This window comes from Clostridium coskatii (genome assembly GCF_001675205.1).
Taxonomy (GTDB): domain Bacteria; phylum Bacillota; class Clostridia; order Clostridiales; family Clostridiaceae; genus Clostridium_B; species Clostridium_B ljungdahlii.
In genome coordinates this window covers 65,646-84,340 of sequence record NZ_LROR01000038.1, presented here as the reverse complement: position 1 = coordinate 84,340, position 18,695 = coordinate 65,646, and the positions used below count along the sequence as shown (strand labels likewise).

Genomic DNA, 18,695 nt, shown 5'->3' with positions numbered 1-18,695 from the left:
ATGATTATACCAGATTACATTATGTGTTTTTTTCAAGAAATTTTTATTTTAGAGAATATATAAAAGGTAGTGAAAAGATTTATTTTTTAGGAACGTATCATAACATGATGTTAGATTCAACACCTTATTCCTATTTAAATTTAAAATCAGTTATTGAAAATTTAAGACCAGATTTACTTTTGATTGAAAGTAGACCTGAACAATTAAAAAATGGTAATTTTGCAGATGGACCAGGTGAGATGCTTTCAAAAAACAAGCTTCTATAGTAATTCAAGAGCTTAATAGAGAAGTAAAAGTAATTGAACAGACAGGAGAAGAATAGACTGCGTAATTTAAGAAATATATGATAATTGGAGGTATGAATATAATATGTTTTGTAAAAAAATAAATTTAATGGGAAAACTTATTGTTAGATTTAATGGAGAAAAAAACTTTATAATAAGCTTTTTAAATGTAATTCTAAATATTTTCTTTGTAATGAGTTTAAGTAGTATGTTAATATTTCCATTTTTTTTAGCACTACCTTTTAATGTTCCTATAAAACATTTGATTTTTTTAGAGTTGGAATTAGCATTAACTAGCCTTATACTTTATGAGTTAAAGAATGTAATAGAGAGAATTAAAAAAGATAGGATATTTATTATTGAAAATGCAGATGGATTTACTAAAGTAGGTATTTATGTTTTCCTCGGGGGTATTGTATATGAAGCAAATAGTATAATAAATGCATATTGTGAACCGCCATTTAAGCTTGATGGAATGCTGTTTAGATTTGGGGATGATGGAAATTTGAAACCTGATATTTTTGTATTTATAATAATAGCATGTATTTCTCTCGTTATTGGGGAGGTGCTTAGAAAGGCAGTAAAGATAAAAAATGAAAATGATTTAACTATTTAGATGTAGTGATGGTAAAAAATAAAATTTTAGTATAAAAATGAGTAAATTAAAGCAGGGAGATGGATAAATATGGGTGATGAAAAAAGTATTATTAAATACAATTTTTTAGATTCAATTAATAAAGAGAATAATGGAGTTTTGACTTTTTTATATTTACTTCTTAATTTTCTATTAGTAATTGGAGTTTTGGGCCTAATTGGAATACCAGGACTTTTAATTTGGAATACCTTGGATGTTACTACAAAGGTTATTGCTTTTGCTGAAATAAACTGTATAATAGCTGTATTAATAATATATGAGCTGAAAAATATAGTTGACAGAATTATGGATAATAAAGTTTTTATTATTCACAATGTAAAGAGTTTTAATAGAGTAGGGGTTTATACTTTATTGTTAGGTATTGCAAATATGATAAATGATAAAATTAATGGAAGTTTGAAAATAATATTTGTATTTGATAAGTATGGTAATTTAAAGTTTGATATTTTTGCATTTATAATGTTGTCATGCACTTTTGCTACTATTGCGGAACTTTTAAAAAGGGCAATAAAAATAAAAAATGAAAATGACTTAACTATTTAGGTGGGATATATTATGGCAATTATAGTTAATTTAGATGTAGTGATGGCAAAAAATAAAATTTCCCTTTCAGAGCTTGCAAATAGGGTAGGAATTACTAATGCCAATTTGTCAATACTCAAGAATAACAAAGCAAAGGCAATAAGATTTTCAACACTTGAGGCAATTTGTCGTGAACTCAGCTGTCAGCCTGCAGATTTATTAGAATATAAAAAAGAATAATTAGTAATCTTATAAAACTATTTAATAATAAGGTGTAAAATGCTAATATGATGTATATAGGAAATTATTAAAAAGTTTTACTATAGAAATGAGTAAATTAAAGCAGGAGGAAGGAATTTTAAAATGATTTTTATGCCATTTTTGCCTGTATTTAATTCCCAAATTATTCAGGCTCTTATTGCAGACAAATAGATTTATTGTATTTTACAGTTAAAAATACGATAAGGAGAATTTTAAAATGAATGGAAAAAATAAAACTTTATTAATTATTGCAATTATATTTATGGCATTTAATCTGCGATCACCTATTACTGGAGTTGGTTCACTTATCAGTATAATAAAAACACAGTTAAATCTTTCGGCAAGTTCATCAGGAATTATTACAACCATTCCTTTGATTGCATTTGCTGTTGTATCACCTTTTGTAAGTAAGCTAAGTCAAAAATATGGCTCAGGACACCTTATGTTCTATGCATTAATTTTTATGGCAGTTGGAATTGGGATTCGTTCTTTTGCAGGGACAGCAGGTTTATTTATTGGTACAGCCATTATTGGTATAGGAATAGCAGTGGGTAATGTAATGATTCCAAGTATTATAAAATCTGAGTTTCCTTTAAGGATTGGAATGATAACAGGTATTTTTACTACCTCAATGTCTATTTTTGCAGGTATATCTTCTGGAATTAGTGTGCCACTTTCAGAAGATGTAGGGTTAGGTTGGAAAGATGCACTGGCAATTTGGCTTGTACTTGTAATTGTTACTATGCTAATCTGGCTTTTTCAGTGGAATTTACAATTGAAAGGCAAAAATCAATTTGCAAATGATAGTCCTAAGAAAAATGTGTACAAGTCATCTATTGCCTGGTATGTTGCTTTGTATATGGGTATACAATCGCTTTTGTATTATTGTTTTGTGGCCTGGCTTCCTACGATTTTACAGGCAAAAGGAATTAACGTTGAAATTGCAGGATATTATGCTTCGGCTTATCAAATAGTTGCGATTCCCGCATCTTTTGTTGTTCCTTTACTAGCAGTAAGAAGAAAAAATCAGAAGCTAGTAACAGGTACCATTTCCTGTATTTATGCAGTTAGTATATTCATGTTTTTGATTGCAAACAGTACTATGATTATTGTAGTTTCTGTTCTCCTATGCGGTTTATGTTCAGGAGGATGCATTAGCCTTGCAATGTCCTTTATTGGACTTAGAAGCAGTGGGGCAGGAGAGGCAGCAAAATTATCAGGAATGGCACAATCATTAGGTTATACCCTAGCAGCTATCGGACCTTTTATAATTGGAAGTGTATTTGACTTATTTCACTCCTGGAATATACCACTTACGGGATTAATTATTATGGTAATATGTCTTCTTATTGTAGGAAATAAAGCAGGAGAAGATGTAACGATATAGTTATAAAATGAGAAATGAGCATAGACTGTGTTTGCTGCACAAAAATCCATGCTCATTTCCTATAGCACTAATCCAGTTTATTTACCAAATAAGCTATATTTTCAGAAAATCTCTTTACTGTTCTCATTCCTTCTTCATCTTTTAAAGCTTCACCAGGTTTTTGCCCGAAGACTACATTCCAGTATGTTGAGCCTGGTATGATCATGTCATTGTAGAGATAGAACATAAGCATTTCCTGTATTGATGATGTCTGGCCAGCACGCCTTGCAACAGCAATAGGTCCGCCTACCATTCTGGATAAGAAATTTCCACTTTTCATAGATGCCATAGCGATTCTTTGAAGTGCTGTCATGAGCTCTGCTCTTGCAGTTCCCCAATAAACAGGTGATGCTACAATGAGTCCCTTAGCCCCTTTTATTTTTTCAATTATTTCGTCAAATCCGTCATTATAGCCTCCTTGAGGGTTCATGGAATCTTTTAAGTTCATTCCAGCTAAGGACACAACTTCAGCTGAAACACCATTTTGCTCTATTACTTTTGCACATTCTTTAAGGACTTGCACAGTGTTGCCTTCTGGATTTGGACTTCCGCTTAACAATATTACTTTTTTCATATGTAATATCTCCCTTCAATTTTATAATATAATTATTATTACATAATCATAGTCCTAAATAAAGACAATATCAATATTTCATTGCTTTGCATGATCAAACTTTATAGCTAATGAAAGTAATATTATTCTAATTGTTTGACTAAATTTGTTTAGATTTGACAAATAGTATTAGATACAGGAAATAAGTTGGAAACGGTGCAAACATTTATCAAATTATGTTATTATTAATATAAGAAATGTATTATATAACTCACTATTGTAAAGGTTATCAAAAAGGAGGATGCAAAATGAAAAGTATTAAATCGAAGTTAATGTTGGCTATGGGATTATTACTTGCAATTATATGTATTGGTTTGGCAACAATTTCATATTATACTTCGTCGAAGGCATTAATTGGCAATGTAAATGAAGTTCTACCTCAAATAGCAAAAGAGTCTGCAAAAACTGTTCACAGCAGAGTGGAAAGTCAGTTGAATGCTTTGGAGGCTATAGCTAGCGAAACACAGATAAGTGATATGAACAATTCGTGGGAGAATAAAAAGGTTATATTAGATACAGAAGTAAAAAGAAGCGGACATATTGAGATGAATATTGTAGATAAAGATGGAAATGCTATAAATACTAATGGTAAAACAGCTAATATTAAAAATAGAGATTACTTTAAAAAGGCTCTGGCAGGTGAAAAAAACGTATCTGATCCTATTTTAAGTAAAACACAAAATACTATGGTTATAATATATGCTGCACCTATAAAAAATGGAAGTCAAATTGTGGGTGTAATTACTGCAGTAAGAAATGGCAAGACATTAAATGATATAACAAAAGATATTACCTTTGGAAAAAGTGGACAAGCATTTATGATAAATAAGCAAGGTACGGCAGTTGCCAACGTAAATGAGCAAATGGTTTTAAAGGGAGACAATATTAATGAAGATGTTAAAAAAGATGCCAAATTAAAGCCTTTTGCAGATATTGAGAAAAAAATGATGAACGGTGAAGCTGGAGTTGGAGAATATACTTATGGTGGCGTAATCAAATATTTAGGATATGCACCTGTTAATGGCACTAATTGGTCCATTGGAATTACTTCACCAAAAGCCGAAGTATTAAGTGGTACAAATACGTTAAGATTATGGACTAGTACAGCATCTATAATTTTTATAATTTTAGGATTAGCTTTTGTATTTATTCTCGCAAGCAAGATTATAAAGAATATTATTGCAGGAATTAAATATTTGGAGGTAATATCTTCTGGTGATTTGAGTTCAGAAATAAGTCCTGAATATTTGGAACTTAAGGATGAGACTGGTACCTTAGCAAGGGCTATAAAGGTGATGCAGGAATCAATTATAAGTATGATAAAGAATATTAGAATGAACTCTTCAGAAATTAACAGCCATGCGGACAATTTATCTTCCATATCAGAAGAAATAGCATCTTCATCAAGTGATATAGCAACGTCAATGCAGGACGTTGCAAAGGGTGCAAGTTCCCAGGCAGAAAATTTAGTAAACATTACAGATATACTAAATAAATTTGGAAGCGAACTAGTTGAAATCATTAATTCTATAAAAGAAGTTGATTCTAATGCAAAGGGTATAAATACTATGTCTGCAAAGAGTAATACTGAAATGGAACAACTTGTCCAGTCTATGAATAAGTTAAGTGATTCTTTTAATGATTTTATATCAAAGACTACTACCCTTGGTCAGAATATAAAGCAGATAGATGAAATAACAAGTTTAATTAATAGTATAGCAGAGCAGACCAATCTTCTTGCATTAAATGCAGCAATTGAAGCAGCAAGGGCAGGTGAGGCAGGTAAAGGTTTTTCAGTAGTTGCGGAAGAAATTAGGGAATTGGCAGAGCAAACAACGGAATCTTCAAAAAACATAAGCACATTGATAAATAATGTATCAGATGATTCAAACATAATGGTAAAATCATCAGGGAAAATAAAAAGTGAGTTAAATTCACAAATTTCAATTGTAAATACTACAATTGATTCATTCAAGCTCATAGTCAATGAAATAACTCAAATGGGTTCCAAAATTAATATAGTTAATGGGTTAACAGCAAATATTGACAATGAAAAGTCTGCTATACTTGGCAAGATTGAAGAAATATCTTCTGTTGCAGAAGAAGTTTCAGCTTCATCTGAGGAAATAGCAGCATCGTCTGAGGAAATGAATGCATCAACTGAGGAAGTAGCAGCAACAGCACATACTTTGGCAGATATGACCAATGATATGAAAAAAGAGGTTACTAAATTTAAACTTTAGAAAATATGATAGTTGAAAAACAGTTAGTAGCCCTAAGGATACTAACTGTTTTTTACAATTACTTATCTATTAAATTTTTCTCAAATTCCTCTACCATTTTTTTAGTCATTAAGCCGCCAACCAGTCCGCCATTATGGCCATTTAATTTTGAAGCCTTGTTTCCCTTATAGCTGTCGTTAAATTCCATACCAAATTCGTTTGAATACTTTGTTTTTAATTTATCCAGTTTTGGCTTTGCTTCTGGAACTAAAGGTCTCCTACTCATAAAGTAACACCTCCATTTCAATATTAGTTTTATACTTTTAAGTAAAGATATACTTAGTAAATTGTTCATTAAAGTATCCCATAGGCTTTCTAAGCAAAAAATCAAATTATACTCCAGATATTTTTTGCAATCTTCAGCTCGGTTAAATATTTTGATAAGGCTAAGCAAAAAAATTAAAAAATACTGAGAACTTTTGAAAACTCGTACCTCAAACAATTCAAAAGTTCTAGATTTTTTAAAATTTTTTTACTAAGACTTATATACAAAACATTTAAATGAGCTTCATTATTGTAAAAATATCCCTGCATATAATTTGATTTTTAAGTTAGAGAGTCTATGATTGTATTTGTGAATTAAGCATGAATTTATGATTTCAATTATTCTAGGTAATTGAGTACAGTGAAGTAATTTATTCGTTTATTTGACAGTTACTTTAATCTCATAGTAAAATATAAATAATATAATAAATTTTAGAAGAACTTATGTATGTATCGCCAGATATGAGGAGATGAAATAATACATATATTTTTACCTAGATTATACAAAAGGGGACCAATATTATGAACAAAAAATTTATCAAAGTAACTATGGCTCTAACCTGTGCCATTATAGCATCATCTTTCCATAATGTTTTTGCAGACAGTGGAAAGTATTACAATATTTCTAGAATATATGGTGTTAACAGGTATGAAACCTCTGCAAATATAAGCAGACAATTTGATTCAAAGGAAGTAAAGAATGTTATATTGGCATCAGGAAAAGATTTTCCGGATGCTCTTGCGGGTTCTGTGCTTTCAAAAAAATTAAATGCACCTATTTTACTTATGGATGATGTTAATGATCCTTCTCAGGATGACTCTTTAAGTTATATAGAAAATTATGTATCTAAAGATGGAACCATATATGTTTTAGGAGGAGACGCATCTGTAAGTCCACAGGTTATAAGTTGTTTGAATAAATTAGATTTTAACAATATAAAAAGACTTGGAGGAAAGAATAGATTTGAAACCAACAATTCTATAGTTGATGAAATAAATCCTTCAAAAGGTATTCCTGTAGTGCTTGTAAATGGATTAAATTTTCCAGATGCACTTAGTATATCAAGTGTAGCAGCGTCTAAAGGATATCCTATATTTATGAGTTTATCTAATTCTATTCCAGATAGCATAATTCAGAAGATAACTTCTATAAATCCATCTAAGATCTATATAGTTGGTGGAACAGGCGCATTAGATAGTCAAGTTGAAGGTCAGCTTAAAAATGCTATGAATTATATAAAAAGTGATGATTTAGTTAGAATTAGCGGCAGCAATAGGTATGAAACTTCAATTAAAATAGCTAACTATTTTAATTTGGATTCTAAAAGCGTAATTTTAGCTAATGGTGAAAATTTCCCAGATGCTTTATCCGGTAGTGCACTTGCTTCAAAATTAAATGCACCTATAATTCTAACTGATGGAGTAAATGCAAATGTACAAAAAAAATATATAGATGATTCAAAATACACAAGCCTATATATTTTGGGTGGACAAGGCTCTGTAAATTCTTCTATAGAAAATAGTTTTAATGGCACTAAATTAGATCTTGATGGAGATTTTCAAGGAAACAAAATAATTAATTTTAAAACTGCTGATGTAAATAATGATGGAAAACCTGAAAATGTTATATTAGCCTGTAAAGGTGATGATTTAAGTCCAATATTATATGTGCAGGATGCTTCAGATGGAAAAGTAATTGATTCTAAGACTATTAAAGACTTTTCATCTGGAAAAGGTGATATCGTACTTGCAGATATAAATGGAGATGGAACCCCAGATATTACAGCAGTAGTTGAAAATGGGGGAAATAGTTGTATACAAACTTGTGATATAGAAACTTTAAAAGATAATAAATTTGTTGAACTTGGAAAATATGGTGCCGAAAATTCTTTAAATCCTTTTCCTGAAAGTGATCTTTCTTTTAACCTTGATGGATACGATACATTTAAAATGTACTCAAAATCTCTTGATAAGACTTGTTCTGTGGATTTGACAGGAGATGAAGGTATACAAAATATTAAAAAGGATGGAGAAAGTGTAGATCCATATATAGGTCATGGACCAAGATTTACAGTGTCTGACATAGATGGTGATGGAGTATATGAATTAAAGGTTTATGAAGATATATCGGGAAGCTGTCATGCAGATGTAATTGGATGGGCGAAAGGATCTTATAAATACAAGGATTCATCTTTAAAACTTATTAATATTGATATGGGAAGTTATTATCCTGTAAAGTAAAAAATATCATGTAAAAAGCATCTTCTTTGAACCGACTCCCAAAAGTTAGACCTCAAATCTAACGATTGGAGGTTGGTTTTTTATATGCATACAATTAATTGCTTTCCAAATGTGTATAATTGAAGCTCCCGTGATCTACTTTTCCAGTAATATCAATTCATTATTGTACACTTTGAAATTAAATTATGTTAAAATGATTTTATGTATTATATATTTAGACATTTGAAAGAAAATAGGATAGTATACTGACTGGTTATTTTTTTAAAATGCCTTACGCCTATGGAGTTGTTAAAATGACGCAAAAAACTGTTTTAAAGCAAAATCCTCAATTGAAAATTAAACCACCTTCTATGTATAAAGTCATTATACACAATGATGACTACACTACTATGGAATTTGTAGTTGAAGTTTTAATAAAAATATTTGAAAAAAGTGCTGTAGAAGCTACCAAAATAATGTATGATGTACATAGAAGAGGCATAGGAGTAGCAGGTGTATATGTTTATGATATTGCTGCTACTAAAATAATGCAAGCTGTAAAGATGGCGGAGAGCAGTGGGTTCCCACTAAAATTTAGTATGGAAGAGGAATAATTATGAAACTAGATAGAATAGTAAATGAAATTATGACTGCAGCTTACAATGAAGCAAAATATTGTAAGCATGAATATTTTACACCAGAACATTTATTATACGCTGCTTTATTTTTCCCGGAAGGAATGGAAATAGTAGAAGGATGCGGTGGAAGTGTACAGGATATAAAAAATGATTTGCTACAGTATTTTAGTGATAATATACAAGTTACAGAAAAAAAAGAGCCGCTGGAAACTGTAAGCTTGCAAAATATATTAACTTCTGCAGGCGAACATGTTTTAGCAGCTGAAAAGGAAATAATAAAATTAGGAGATATTTTTATATCAATATATGATGAAGAGCAAAGTTTTGCTAGCTTTTTTCTAAAAAAACAAGGGATAAAGAGAATAGATATATTAAATTATATAACTCATGGAACTCCAGCAAATATGTTTAATTATAATATTGAAGATGATGCTATATACTACTCATCGGATGAACAGGATATGCCTTTACTTTTTCAAATAGCAGATTTCTCAGTAGAACTTACTGAAAAGGCAAGAAATGGTGAAATAGATCCCTTGATTGGCAGAGATGATATACTTAGTAGAACAATTCAGGTGCTTTCAAGAAGAAACAAAAATAATCCAATTCATGTTGGAGATCCAGGGGTTGGAAAGACAGCCATCACAGAAGGACTGGCGAGCCTGATTGCAGATGGCAAAGTGCCTAAAAATTTAAAAGGTAGTAAAATATATTCCTTAGATATGGGTTCTATTTTAGCAGGTACTAAGTATAGGGGAGATTTTGAAGAGAGAGTAAAAAATATATTGAAGAAAATAGAAAAAGAAGATAAGGCTATAGTATATATAGATGAAATACACACTATAATAGGAGCAGGATCTGTATCTGGTGGATCTCTTGATGCTGCAAATATTTTAAAGCCTTTTTTGACTAGTGGAAGAATTAGATTTATAGGATCTACTACTTATGATGAATACAAAAAGATATTTGAAAAGGATAGAGCTCTTGCTAGAAGATTTCAAAAAATAGAAGTACCGGAGCCTACGGCAGAAGATACTTATAATATACTTCTAGGAATAAAAGGACAGTATGAAAAATTTCACAATGTGGTTTATGAAGATGAAGCTTTAAAAGCAGCAGTAGATTTATCCATAAAATATATAAATGATAGGTATTTGCCAGACAAAGCTATAGATGTAATAGATGAAACAGGTGCTTATGCAAGGCTTCATGGAAAAGATGAAGAACAAATAGTTATTGAAAAAAAGCATATAGAAAAGACAATTTCATCTATGGCAAAGATACCAGAAAGAACATTGTCACAGGATGAGACAAAAGTTCTTAAGAATTTAGATAATATTCTTAAGGAAAAGATATTTGGGCAGGATGAAGCTGTAAAGGCTGTAGTAAGGGCAATTAAAAGGTCTAGAGCTGGATTTAACGAAGACAACAAAACCGTGGCAAATCTCCTTTTTGTAGGCCCAACAGGTGTGGGAAAAACTGAAATAAGTAAACAGCTTTCAAATGCTTTAAATATTCCACTAATAAGATTTGACATGAGTGAGTATCAGGAAAAGCATACAGTGGCAAGGCTTATTGGTTCTCCACCAGGATATGTAGGATATGAAGAAGGTGGACTTTTAACAGACACTATAAGGAAAACTCCTTACTGTGTGCTGCTTTTAGACGAAATAGAGAAGGCACATCCAGATGTACTTAATATAATGCTGCAGCTTATGGATTATGCTACTCTTACGGATAATACTGGAAGAAAAACTGATTTTAAAAATGTAATACTTATAATGACTTCAAATGCAGGAGCAAGGTATTTAGGAAAATCACTTATGGGATTTGGAAATAGAATTGTAAAAGATGATGCAATTTCCCAGGAGGTAAATAGAGTATTTTCTCCAGAATTCAGAAATAGATTGGATGAAATAATATTTTTTAACGGAATGAATGAACAGATGGCATACCGTGTAGCACAGAAGGCTATGGGTGAATTTGAAAAGCAACTTTTAACTAAGAATATAAAGATAACAGTTACAGATAATTGCTATAAATGGTTAGCACAAAAAGGTGTGTCATTAGAATATGGTGCAAGAGAGATAATGAGGATAGTTAAGCAGGAAATAAAGCCTTATTTTGTAGATAAAGTGCTCTTTGACAATAAAATTAAAGATACCGTTAGCGTCATAGATATAGAAAATGATAGCATAAAGATTAAAGTAGAAGGAGAATAAGTTAAATATTAGAGGGGATCTATGACGGAAGGATGAGTTAAAGTGAAAAAAGTAAGCAAGATTATTGTAATTAGTTTGTTGGCTTTTATTGTAATGACTGCAGGTATGTTTTCTGCAAAAGTTATGGCAAGCGGGACTTCAGACACCGATAATAAACCAGTTCATGGCAAAGTTATTAAAATACATGCAGGTGGAGACAAGAATTCCCAAAGATTTTCTAATGCAGATGTAAAAATTACATCAGGAAGTCTTAAAGGCAAGGTGATTACAGTTCAAAATTTTGCAGGTGGGCAAATCAAAGATGAAGGAAGTAGTACACAGAGCTTTGCAAAAGTAGGAGATGAAGTATTAGTTAATATACAATATGATTCAAAAAACAAGGTGAAAAAAGCTTATATTTATGAGATAGTAAGGTATAAATATCTATATGGATTGGCTGCATTTCTAATCATATTGCTTATAGCTATAGGTGGCTTAAAAGGCTTTAAATCCGTAATAACTTTAGCTATAACTGGAATTGTGGTAATAAAAGTGCTTATACCACTTATACTACAGGGATTTAACCCAATGATAGTATCTATTGCAGTATGTATTTTTGTAACCATAGTGAACCTACTCATAATAAGTGGTAAAAATGAAAAAACACTTGCTGCTATTATAGGAACCTCTGGTGGAGTACTTATTGCAGGGGCCATAGCGTTCTTTTCAAACTCTATGATGATGTTAAATGGACTTACTGATGATCAAATGCAGTCTATTATATATACTTCACAAAATGCCAATTTCAATTTTTCAGGTTTGTTGTTTGCAGGAATAATTATGGGAGCACTTGGGGCAGTTATGGATGTAAGTATGTCTATAGCGTCCTCTATAATGGAAATAAAAGAGGTAAAACCTGATATGACTATGAAGGAACTTGTGAAATCGGGTATGAATGTGGGAAAAGATATTATGGGCACTATGGCCAATACTTTGATACTTGCTTATGTTGGAGGAGCCATGTACATAATGATTATGATTTCATCTTATTCTTATAGTACATCTATTTCTACAGCTTTGGATCAGGATATTATTGCTTCTGAAGTTTTAAAAGCTTTGGCAGGAAGTATAGGTCTTATATTTGCAGTACCTATAACAGCAGTTATAACAGCGTTTTTAATTAAACTGAACAAAGGTAAGGAAAAGTAACATTTTTTCATCTAAAACAATATTATAATACAGTGAAACAATTTGAAAATATGGAGATGAACATTAATGGAAACTGTTGTAAATTTTTATGTTGTTTTAGATGAAAATGGAGAAAATAAAAAAGAATTAAAAAGTCAAATAACTTCAGATAATCCTATATTTACAAATATACAAAGTGGGGATACTATAATTCCTAAAGAAGATAACGAAGAATATATGGTTTTAAAAACCGTAAGAAATTTTGCAAAAGAAGAATTGGATATATATATAAGTAGAATAAAAAGTAACGATGAAGTAATGGATGAAATAGAAGAACTGGCTAATAAGACTGTAAAATCAGTATTGGATTCTATTAAAGATACATTTGACTTTGATAAAAAAGAGTAATTTATCTGATGGCTACCTACTGTAACACTCCCACGCACTCTGTGAAAGCGATTATCACCAAATCATAGATTTGGGATACCTGCTTTTCTATCAAAGTGGGAGCTAACAGTAGCTACGCCCCTAGATAATTCATCTAAACTTAGTGGGAGAAACAAAATCCCACTAAGTAAGATTCATTGATAGACAGTAATTTAAAAACACTATTAAAATCATTTGATATAATGATTTTAATAGTGTTTTTTATAGAAATTTTATTTAGGTGTTTGAAAGAAAATAGACTAGTATACTCACTAGTTATTTCTTTGAAAATGCATTAAGTTAGGAAGTGCAAAAGTGAACAAAAGTATAATAAAAAATTTTGCCATTCGAAGTAGAAAAGAACTTAAAGTAAAAATTAAAGCATCATTATATGATATGGGAAAGGATAAAATTGAAAGCTTAAATGAAAAAGATAATGATGCTTATAACAAAATCATTGAAGAAACTGCATATATTTGGTTTAATAGATTTATTTCAATTAGATTTATGGAAGTGAATCATTATATTTCTACCAAAATAGGAGTATTATCTTGCTTTAATCCAGCTGACATTGGAATGAATATATTAGCGAAAGCAAATGATTTGAAGTTTAATATAGATAATGAAAAAATTGATGAAATGAAATTAAATGCAAATGTAGATGAATTATTTAAGTATATAATAATAACTGAATGGAACAGTTTAAATAAAATACTGCCTTGTGTGTTTAAAAATAAAGAAAATTATGTAGAATTACTCTTCCCACATAAACTTATAAAAGAAGGTTCTTTTATAAAAAATCTATTAGACAAAAATATTATATCTGAAAACGATTGGAAGGACATAGAAATTATAGGATGGCTTTACGAATATTATGAACTTGAAGAAAAAAATAGGATAATAAAATCAAAAAAGAAGTATACTAAAGAAGAAATTCCCTGTGCAACACAGCTGTTTACACCAGATTGGATAGTAAAATATATGGTTGAAAATTCTCTGGGAAGATATTGGATAGAGTCACATCCAGAACACAATGATTTAAAGGTAAAGTGGCAATTTTATATAGAGAATTCACAGAAAAAAGAGGATATAGGTCATAAACTGAAACCTTATATAGATAAAAAATTGAAGGTTGAACAAATAAAGTGTTTTGATCCTGCTTGCGGTTCGGGGCACATACTCATATATATGTTTGATTTGTTATATGATATATATGTAAAATGTGGATATAAAAAGGCGGATATACCAACTCTTATAATAGAAAATAATCTTTATGGACTGGACATAGATGACAGGGCATGTCAGCTTGCACGTTTTTCAATTATAATGAGGGGTATGAGGTATGATAAAGAGTTACTTAATAGAACAAAGGAAAAGTCTATAAAGTTTAACATAGTATCTATACAAGAGACTAATAGTCTTGACGATAAAGACATAGCTTATATAGCTGGGAAAAATTCAGGAGAGAATTATGAGAGAACAAAGTCTTTCATAGAAAATTTTAAGGATGCAAAAATATATGGTTCTCTTATACAATTAGATAAATTCAATATGCAATTTTTTAAGGATAGACTAGAGTATATAAAGGATGAAACTTCCAATAATGTGATTGAAGAAAGTAGAAGAAAAAAGGTTTTAAAGCTTATGACGCAGCTTATAAAGCAGAGTGAAATAATGCTTAAAACTTATGATATTTTGGTAGCAAATCCACCCTATATAGGAAACAAATATTTAAATCCACTTTTGGCTAAATATATTGGAGATAAGTATCCAGAAGGAAAGTCAGATATATTTTCTGCATTTATGATATATAGTTTTTCAAAAGTTAAGGTGAGCGGTCAATTGGGGTTTATGACACCTTTTGTGTGGATGTTCATACAGTCTTATAAAAAGCTCAGGAAAATTATAGTAGATGATAAAAACATAAATAATCTAATACAGCTGGAGTATTCTGCATTTGAAGAAGCAACAGTTCCAATCTGTACGTTCACTTTAAGAAATTATAATGCACAAATTAAAGAAAATTATATTAAACTGTCACGCTTTAAGGGAGTTTTTAGCCAGCCAGAGAAGGTTAAGGAAGCAATAAATAATCCAACTGTGGATTACAGGTATGAAGTAAAGCAAGATAAAATGAAGAACATTCCACAAAATAGATTTGGTTACTGGCTTACAGATAGTGAAATTCAAGTATTAAATGAAGCAAAAGTTATAGCTGATGTTTCATCCCCCTGCACTGGTATGCAGACCGGAAATAATGATAAATATGTAAGACAGTGGTTTGAGGTGGAATATGAAACTATTAATTTCACAGGTAAAAGTAATAGAAGGAAATATTGGATACCCTATCAAATGGGAGGAGACGCCCGAAAATGGTATGGAAATATTTCAGAAGTAGTTTATTGGAAAAACAATGGAGAAAAGTTGAAAGAAGAAAAAGGTGCTGTTATAAGAAATGAGAGATTCTATTTTAAAAGAGGTATAAGCTGGAAAAGGATAACTTCAGGAAATAATACTATAAGGGTGTTAAACGAAGGCTTTATTTTTGACCAATCTGCAGATTCTATATTTGTGAAAAATAAGCCTGATTACAATTATATACTGGCTTTTTTTAATACTAAAATAATGAGGAATATTTTTGAATTTATATCTCCAACATTAAATTTAACTGCAGGAACTGTTAAGCAAATTCCCATATATATGGACAATAATATAATTGTCAGAAAAAAAATAGATTTACTGTGTAAGGAGTGCATAGTTATATCTAAATCGGATTGGGACTTTTTTGAAAATTCCTGGAATTTTACAAGGCATCCTCTTTTGTTAGTTAAGAGTGGAAAATTGATAATTGATAGTAAACAGTTATCAGTGGAAAGTAATGAAAATCAAAAAAATACTACTCACTTGTCAGATGCATTTGATATATGGAGAATATTTACTGATAAACAGTTTGCTAGGTTAAAATCTAATGAGGAAGAATTAAATCGAATTTTTATAGAAATTTATGGACTTAAAAATGAATTGACACCAGAAGTACCAGATGGCGAAATGACTATTAGAAAAGCAGATTTATCAAGAGATATAAAGAGCTTTATTTCTTATGCCGTAGGATGTATGTTTGGTAGGTATTCTTTAGATGTAGATGGAATTGTATATGCTGGAGGAAATTTTCATAATAAATGGAAACTTGAAAATGAAAAATGGAAGGTTAAAAGTGAAAAAAGCGATGCATGGTTTTACTCCACTTTTTCACCTGATGAGGATAATATAATCCCAGTAATTTCAGAACACTATTTTGAAGATGATATAGTAGACAAATTTGTACAATTTGTAAGTGCTACTTTTGGAGAAGAAAAGTTATCAGAAAATCTTCAATTTATAGCAAAAACTCTTGGAAAAAAGAGCAATGAAACAGATCAAGATACTATAAGAAGATACTTTGTATGTGATTTTTTTAAAGATCATGTAAAGATGTATAAAAAGAGACCTATATATTGGATGTTTACATCTGGCAAGGAAAAGACATTTAATTGCCTGGTTTATATGCATAGATACGATAAAGATACTTTATCTAAAATAAGCATAATTTATATAAGAAAGCTCAAAAGTATGTTGTATAAAAAAAGGAAGAAGCTCCTTAATATAATGGAAGAAGGCTGTGGATGTTTGAAAAAAAAGAAAGCCCAAAAAGAGCTTTTATTACTTCTTAAAAAAATAGATGAACTGGAAAAGTATGATGAAATGATGAAATACATGGATTTTGCAAAAATAGAAATAAATTTGGATAAAGGTGTGAAAACTAACTATAAAAAGTTTAAAGAGCTGCTGTGCAAAATATGATTTTTATTTTAAGGAGAAAGGTATGGATGAAGATTATAAGAATCTTAAAATTGCAGAAAAGGGTGCACGTATTAGCATTATAGCTTATATAATTTTATCAATGATTACGCTAACTTTAGGGTATTTTTATCACTCTAAAGCACTCATAGCTAATGGAATAAATAATTCGACGGATATAATTGCATCACTTGCTATTATTATAGGACTCAAAATATCTATAAAACCTGCAGATGATGATCATGCCTATGGTCATTTAAGAGCACAGACTGTATCCTCACTTGTTGCTTCTATCATAATGATAGGCGTAGGTTTAGATGTAATTTACAATGCAGTGTACTCCACTATTTTTTTAAAGAACAAGGCACCAGATATTATTTCAGCAGTGGTCGCCATTATTTGTGCAATACTTATATATGCAGTTTATGTATATAATAAAAGGATTGCACTTAGAATCAAAAGTTCTGCGTTGATGGCTGCTGCAAAAGATAATCTTTCAGATGCTTGGGTAGGAATGGGCACTGCTGCTGGAATTATAGCTTCTCAATTTGGATTCCCCTGGATAGATCCCCTAGCAGCAGTACTGGTGGGAATTTTAATTTGTAAGACAGGTGGCGAAATTTTTAAAGAAGCAGCGCATAATTTAACAGATGGTTTTGACAGCAAACAGTTAGATAGTATAGTTTCTAAAATAAAGGAAATTGATGGCGTTAGCTGTGTTAAAGGTACGAAAGCACGTGTTCATGGTAATAATATTTTGCTTGACATTGTAATAGGAGTTAACTCTAAGCTTACTGTAGTTAAAAGCCATGAAATCACAGAAGAAATAGAAGAAATGTTAAATAGAGAATTTAAAATCAAACACGCAATTATACATGTAGAACCGGATTCAAAATAATGTTATTATTTTGAATCCCTATTTACTATAAAAATTCCTATACATACAAACACAAGGGCTGCAATGTTTTCGACATTAATGATACTTTCACCTAAAAATATAGAAGATAGAATGGTACCTGCCACAGGAATTACAAAATTAAACATGGAAATAAATCCAACCTTATTATATTTTAATAGCACTGTCCAAATTGAAAATGCGGCAGCTGATAGTATTGCTAAATATAATAAAATAGCAGTAGAGCCAATTGTGAAGTTTGTCACGTAGCCTTTATTGAAAATTCCAAGAGCTAAAAGAGCTAAACCTCCTATAAGGAGTTGATACCCTGTTACAAGCACTGAATCTATATTTTTGCAGATTTGTTTTCCGTAAATTGAAGATGCAGAAAATACAAAGGCAGATAATATGATAAAACCTTCACCTGTAAATTTAAAGCTAAAACTCAAAAGTTCACTGCTGAAATTTACAATTAGCACACCAATAAAACCAAGTATACAGCCTATAGCTTTTTTAGTATTTATCCTATCATTTTTATACAAAAAATGGGCCAGTACTACACTGAAGAATGTACCAGTGGAATTCATTATAGAGCCTTTTGAACCCGTGGTATTAGCAAGTCCAATATAGAAAAATATGTATTCAAGAGTAGTTTGAGTCAAACCAAGTAGTATAATCTGTTTGACATTTTTTTTAGTTATTGAAAATATGTTTTTAGAAGAAAATAAAGCTACTATTAAAACAATTAATCCTGCAAGTATGAATCTGTAGCCGGCAAAAGACAATTCTGAAAATATATCTTTTGGGCCTATCTTAAAAAGGGCATACCCACTTTTAACTCCAGGGTAGGCGCTTCCCCATAGTATGCAGCAAAAAGATGCAAGTAGTATTACTATTTTTTTATTTGTAAAAAAACTTTTGTTGTCCAATTCTGTCAATTCCTTTCTTTAAGCAATAATTATATTATACATTTTTTAAAAATT

At 30.5% G+C, this 18,695-nt stretch carries 16 protein-coding genes; 13 read left to right on the top strand and 3 right to left on the bottom strand.

What is annotated here, in order from left to right:
• The first annotated feature begins 104 nt into the window (after positions 1-104).
• The 5 genes from CLCOS_RS22345 to CLCOS_RS07725 all read left to right on the top strand — a co-directional run bounded on the left by CLCOS_RS22345 (position 105) and on the right by CLCOS_RS07725 (position 3,109).
• Entirely contained in the window at positions 105-266 is a 162-nt protein-coding gene (locus tag CLCOS_RS22345; RefSeq protein ID WP_192847885.1) for a hypothetical protein, read from the top strand.
• 103 nt (positions 267-369) lie between these two features.
• The gene (locus CLCOS_RS07740; protein WP_013239129.1) at positions 370-900 is read left to right on the top strand and encodes a DUF2975 domain-containing protein; all 531 of its coding nucleotides are present in this window, start codon (positions 370-372) and stop codon (positions 898-900) included.
• 69 nt (positions 901-969) lie between these two features.
• A complete protein-coding gene (locus CLCOS_RS07735; protein WP_063600580.1) occupies positions 970-1,482 on the top strand; it encodes a DUF2975 domain-containing protein in 513 nt (170 codons plus the stop codon).
• A 12-nt stretch (positions 1,483-1,494) separates the two neighbouring features.
• A complete protein-coding gene (locus tag CLCOS_RS07730) occupies positions 1,495-1,701 on the top strand; it encodes a helix-turn-helix domain-containing protein (protein ID WP_063556455.1) in 207 nt (68 codons plus the stop codon).
• Between the two features lie 238 nt (positions 1,702-1,939).
• Positions 1,940-3,109 (top strand): CynX/NimT family MFS transporter, encoded by a 1,170-nt coding sequence (locus tag CLCOS_RS07725; protein ID WP_063600579.1) that lies wholly within the window; start codon positions 1,940-1,942, stop codon positions 3,107-3,109.
• Positions 3,110-3,176: 67 nt separating this feature from the next.
• Here CLCOS_RS07725 and CLCOS_RS07720 read toward each other — a convergent pair whose 3' ends face one another.
• On the bottom strand, positions 3,177-3,722 hold the full coding sequence (locus CLCOS_RS07720) for a flavodoxin family protein (RefSeq protein ID WP_063600578.1): 546 nt from the start codon (positions 3,720-3,722) through the stop codon (positions 3,177-3,179).
• A gap of 287 nt (positions 3,723-4,009) precedes the next feature.
• Between CLCOS_RS07720 and CLCOS_RS07715 the strand changes: the two genes are divergently transcribed.
• Positions 4,010-6,004, top strand: a complete 1,995-nt coding sequence (locus CLCOS_RS07715) for a methyl-accepting chemotaxis protein (protein ID WP_063600577.1) — start codon at positions 4,010-4,012, stop codon at positions 6,002-6,004.
• A 58-nt stretch (positions 6,005-6,062) separates the two neighbouring features.
• Here CLCOS_RS07715 and CLCOS_RS07710 read toward each other — a convergent pair whose 3' ends face one another.
• Positions 6,063-6,269, bottom strand: coding sequence for an alpha/beta-type small acid-soluble spore protein (locus CLCOS_RS07710; RefSeq protein ID WP_063600576.1), 207 nt, complete (start codon positions 6,267-6,269; stop codon positions 6,063-6,065).
• A gap of 560 nt (positions 6,270-6,829) precedes the next feature.
• Between CLCOS_RS07710 and CLCOS_RS07705 the strand changes: the two genes are divergently transcribed.
• From CLCOS_RS07705 to CLCOS_RS07675, 7 genes are all read left to right on the top strand, one after another.
• Positions 6,830-8,548 (top strand): cell wall-binding repeat-containing protein, encoded by a 1,719-nt coding sequence (locus CLCOS_RS07705; protein ID WP_063600575.1) that lies wholly within the window; start codon positions 6,830-6,832, stop codon positions 8,546-8,548.
• A 293-nt stretch (positions 8,549-8,841) separates the two neighbouring features.
• Positions 8,842-9,141: an ATP-dependent Clp protease adaptor ClpS gene (locus CLCOS_RS07700; RefSeq protein WP_063600574.1), complete on the top strand. Its 300-nt coding sequence runs from the start codon at positions 8,842-8,844 to the stop codon at positions 9,139-9,141.
• Between the two features lie 2 nt (positions 9,142-9,143).
• The gene (gene clpA / locus CLCOS_RS07695) at positions 9,144-11,387 is read left to right on the top strand and encodes an ATP-dependent Clp protease ATP-binding subunit ClpA (RefSeq protein ID WP_063600573.1); all 2,244 of its coding nucleotides are present in this window, start codon (positions 9,144-9,146) and stop codon (positions 11,385-11,387) included.
• 42 nt (positions 11,388-11,429) lie between these two features.
• Positions 11,430-12,575 (top strand): YibE/F family protein, encoded by a 1,146-nt coding sequence (locus CLCOS_RS07690; protein WP_013239120.1) that lies wholly within the window; start codon positions 11,430-11,432, stop codon positions 12,573-12,575.
• A 66-nt stretch (positions 12,576-12,641) separates the two neighbouring features.
• Complete coding sequence (locus CLCOS_RS07685) at positions 12,642-12,962, top strand: hypothetical protein (protein WP_063600572.1); 321 nt, start codon at positions 12,642-12,644, stop codon at positions 12,960-12,962.
• Between the two features lie 333 nt (positions 12,963-13,295).
• Positions 13,296-16,820, top strand: coding sequence for a BREX-1 system adenine-specific DNA-methyltransferase PglX (pglX, locus tag CLCOS_RS07680; protein ID WP_063600571.1), 3,525 nt, complete (start codon positions 13,296-13,298; stop codon positions 16,818-16,820).
• A 22-nt stretch (positions 16,821-16,842) separates the two neighbouring features.
• Complete coding sequence (locus CLCOS_RS07675; RefSeq protein ID WP_063600570.1) at positions 16,843-17,715, top strand: cation diffusion facilitator family transporter; 873 nt, start codon at positions 16,843-16,845, stop codon at positions 17,713-17,715.
• A gap of 5 nt (positions 17,716-17,720) precedes the next feature.
• On the opposite strand, the gene CLCOS_RS07670 is transcribed toward CLCOS_RS07675, so the two are convergent.
• On the bottom strand, positions 17,721-18,641 hold the full coding sequence (locus tag CLCOS_RS07670) for a DMT family transporter (protein WP_063600569.1): 921 nt from the start codon (positions 18,639-18,641) through the stop codon (positions 17,721-17,723).
• Between the last annotated feature and the right edge of the window lie 54 nt (positions 18,642-18,695).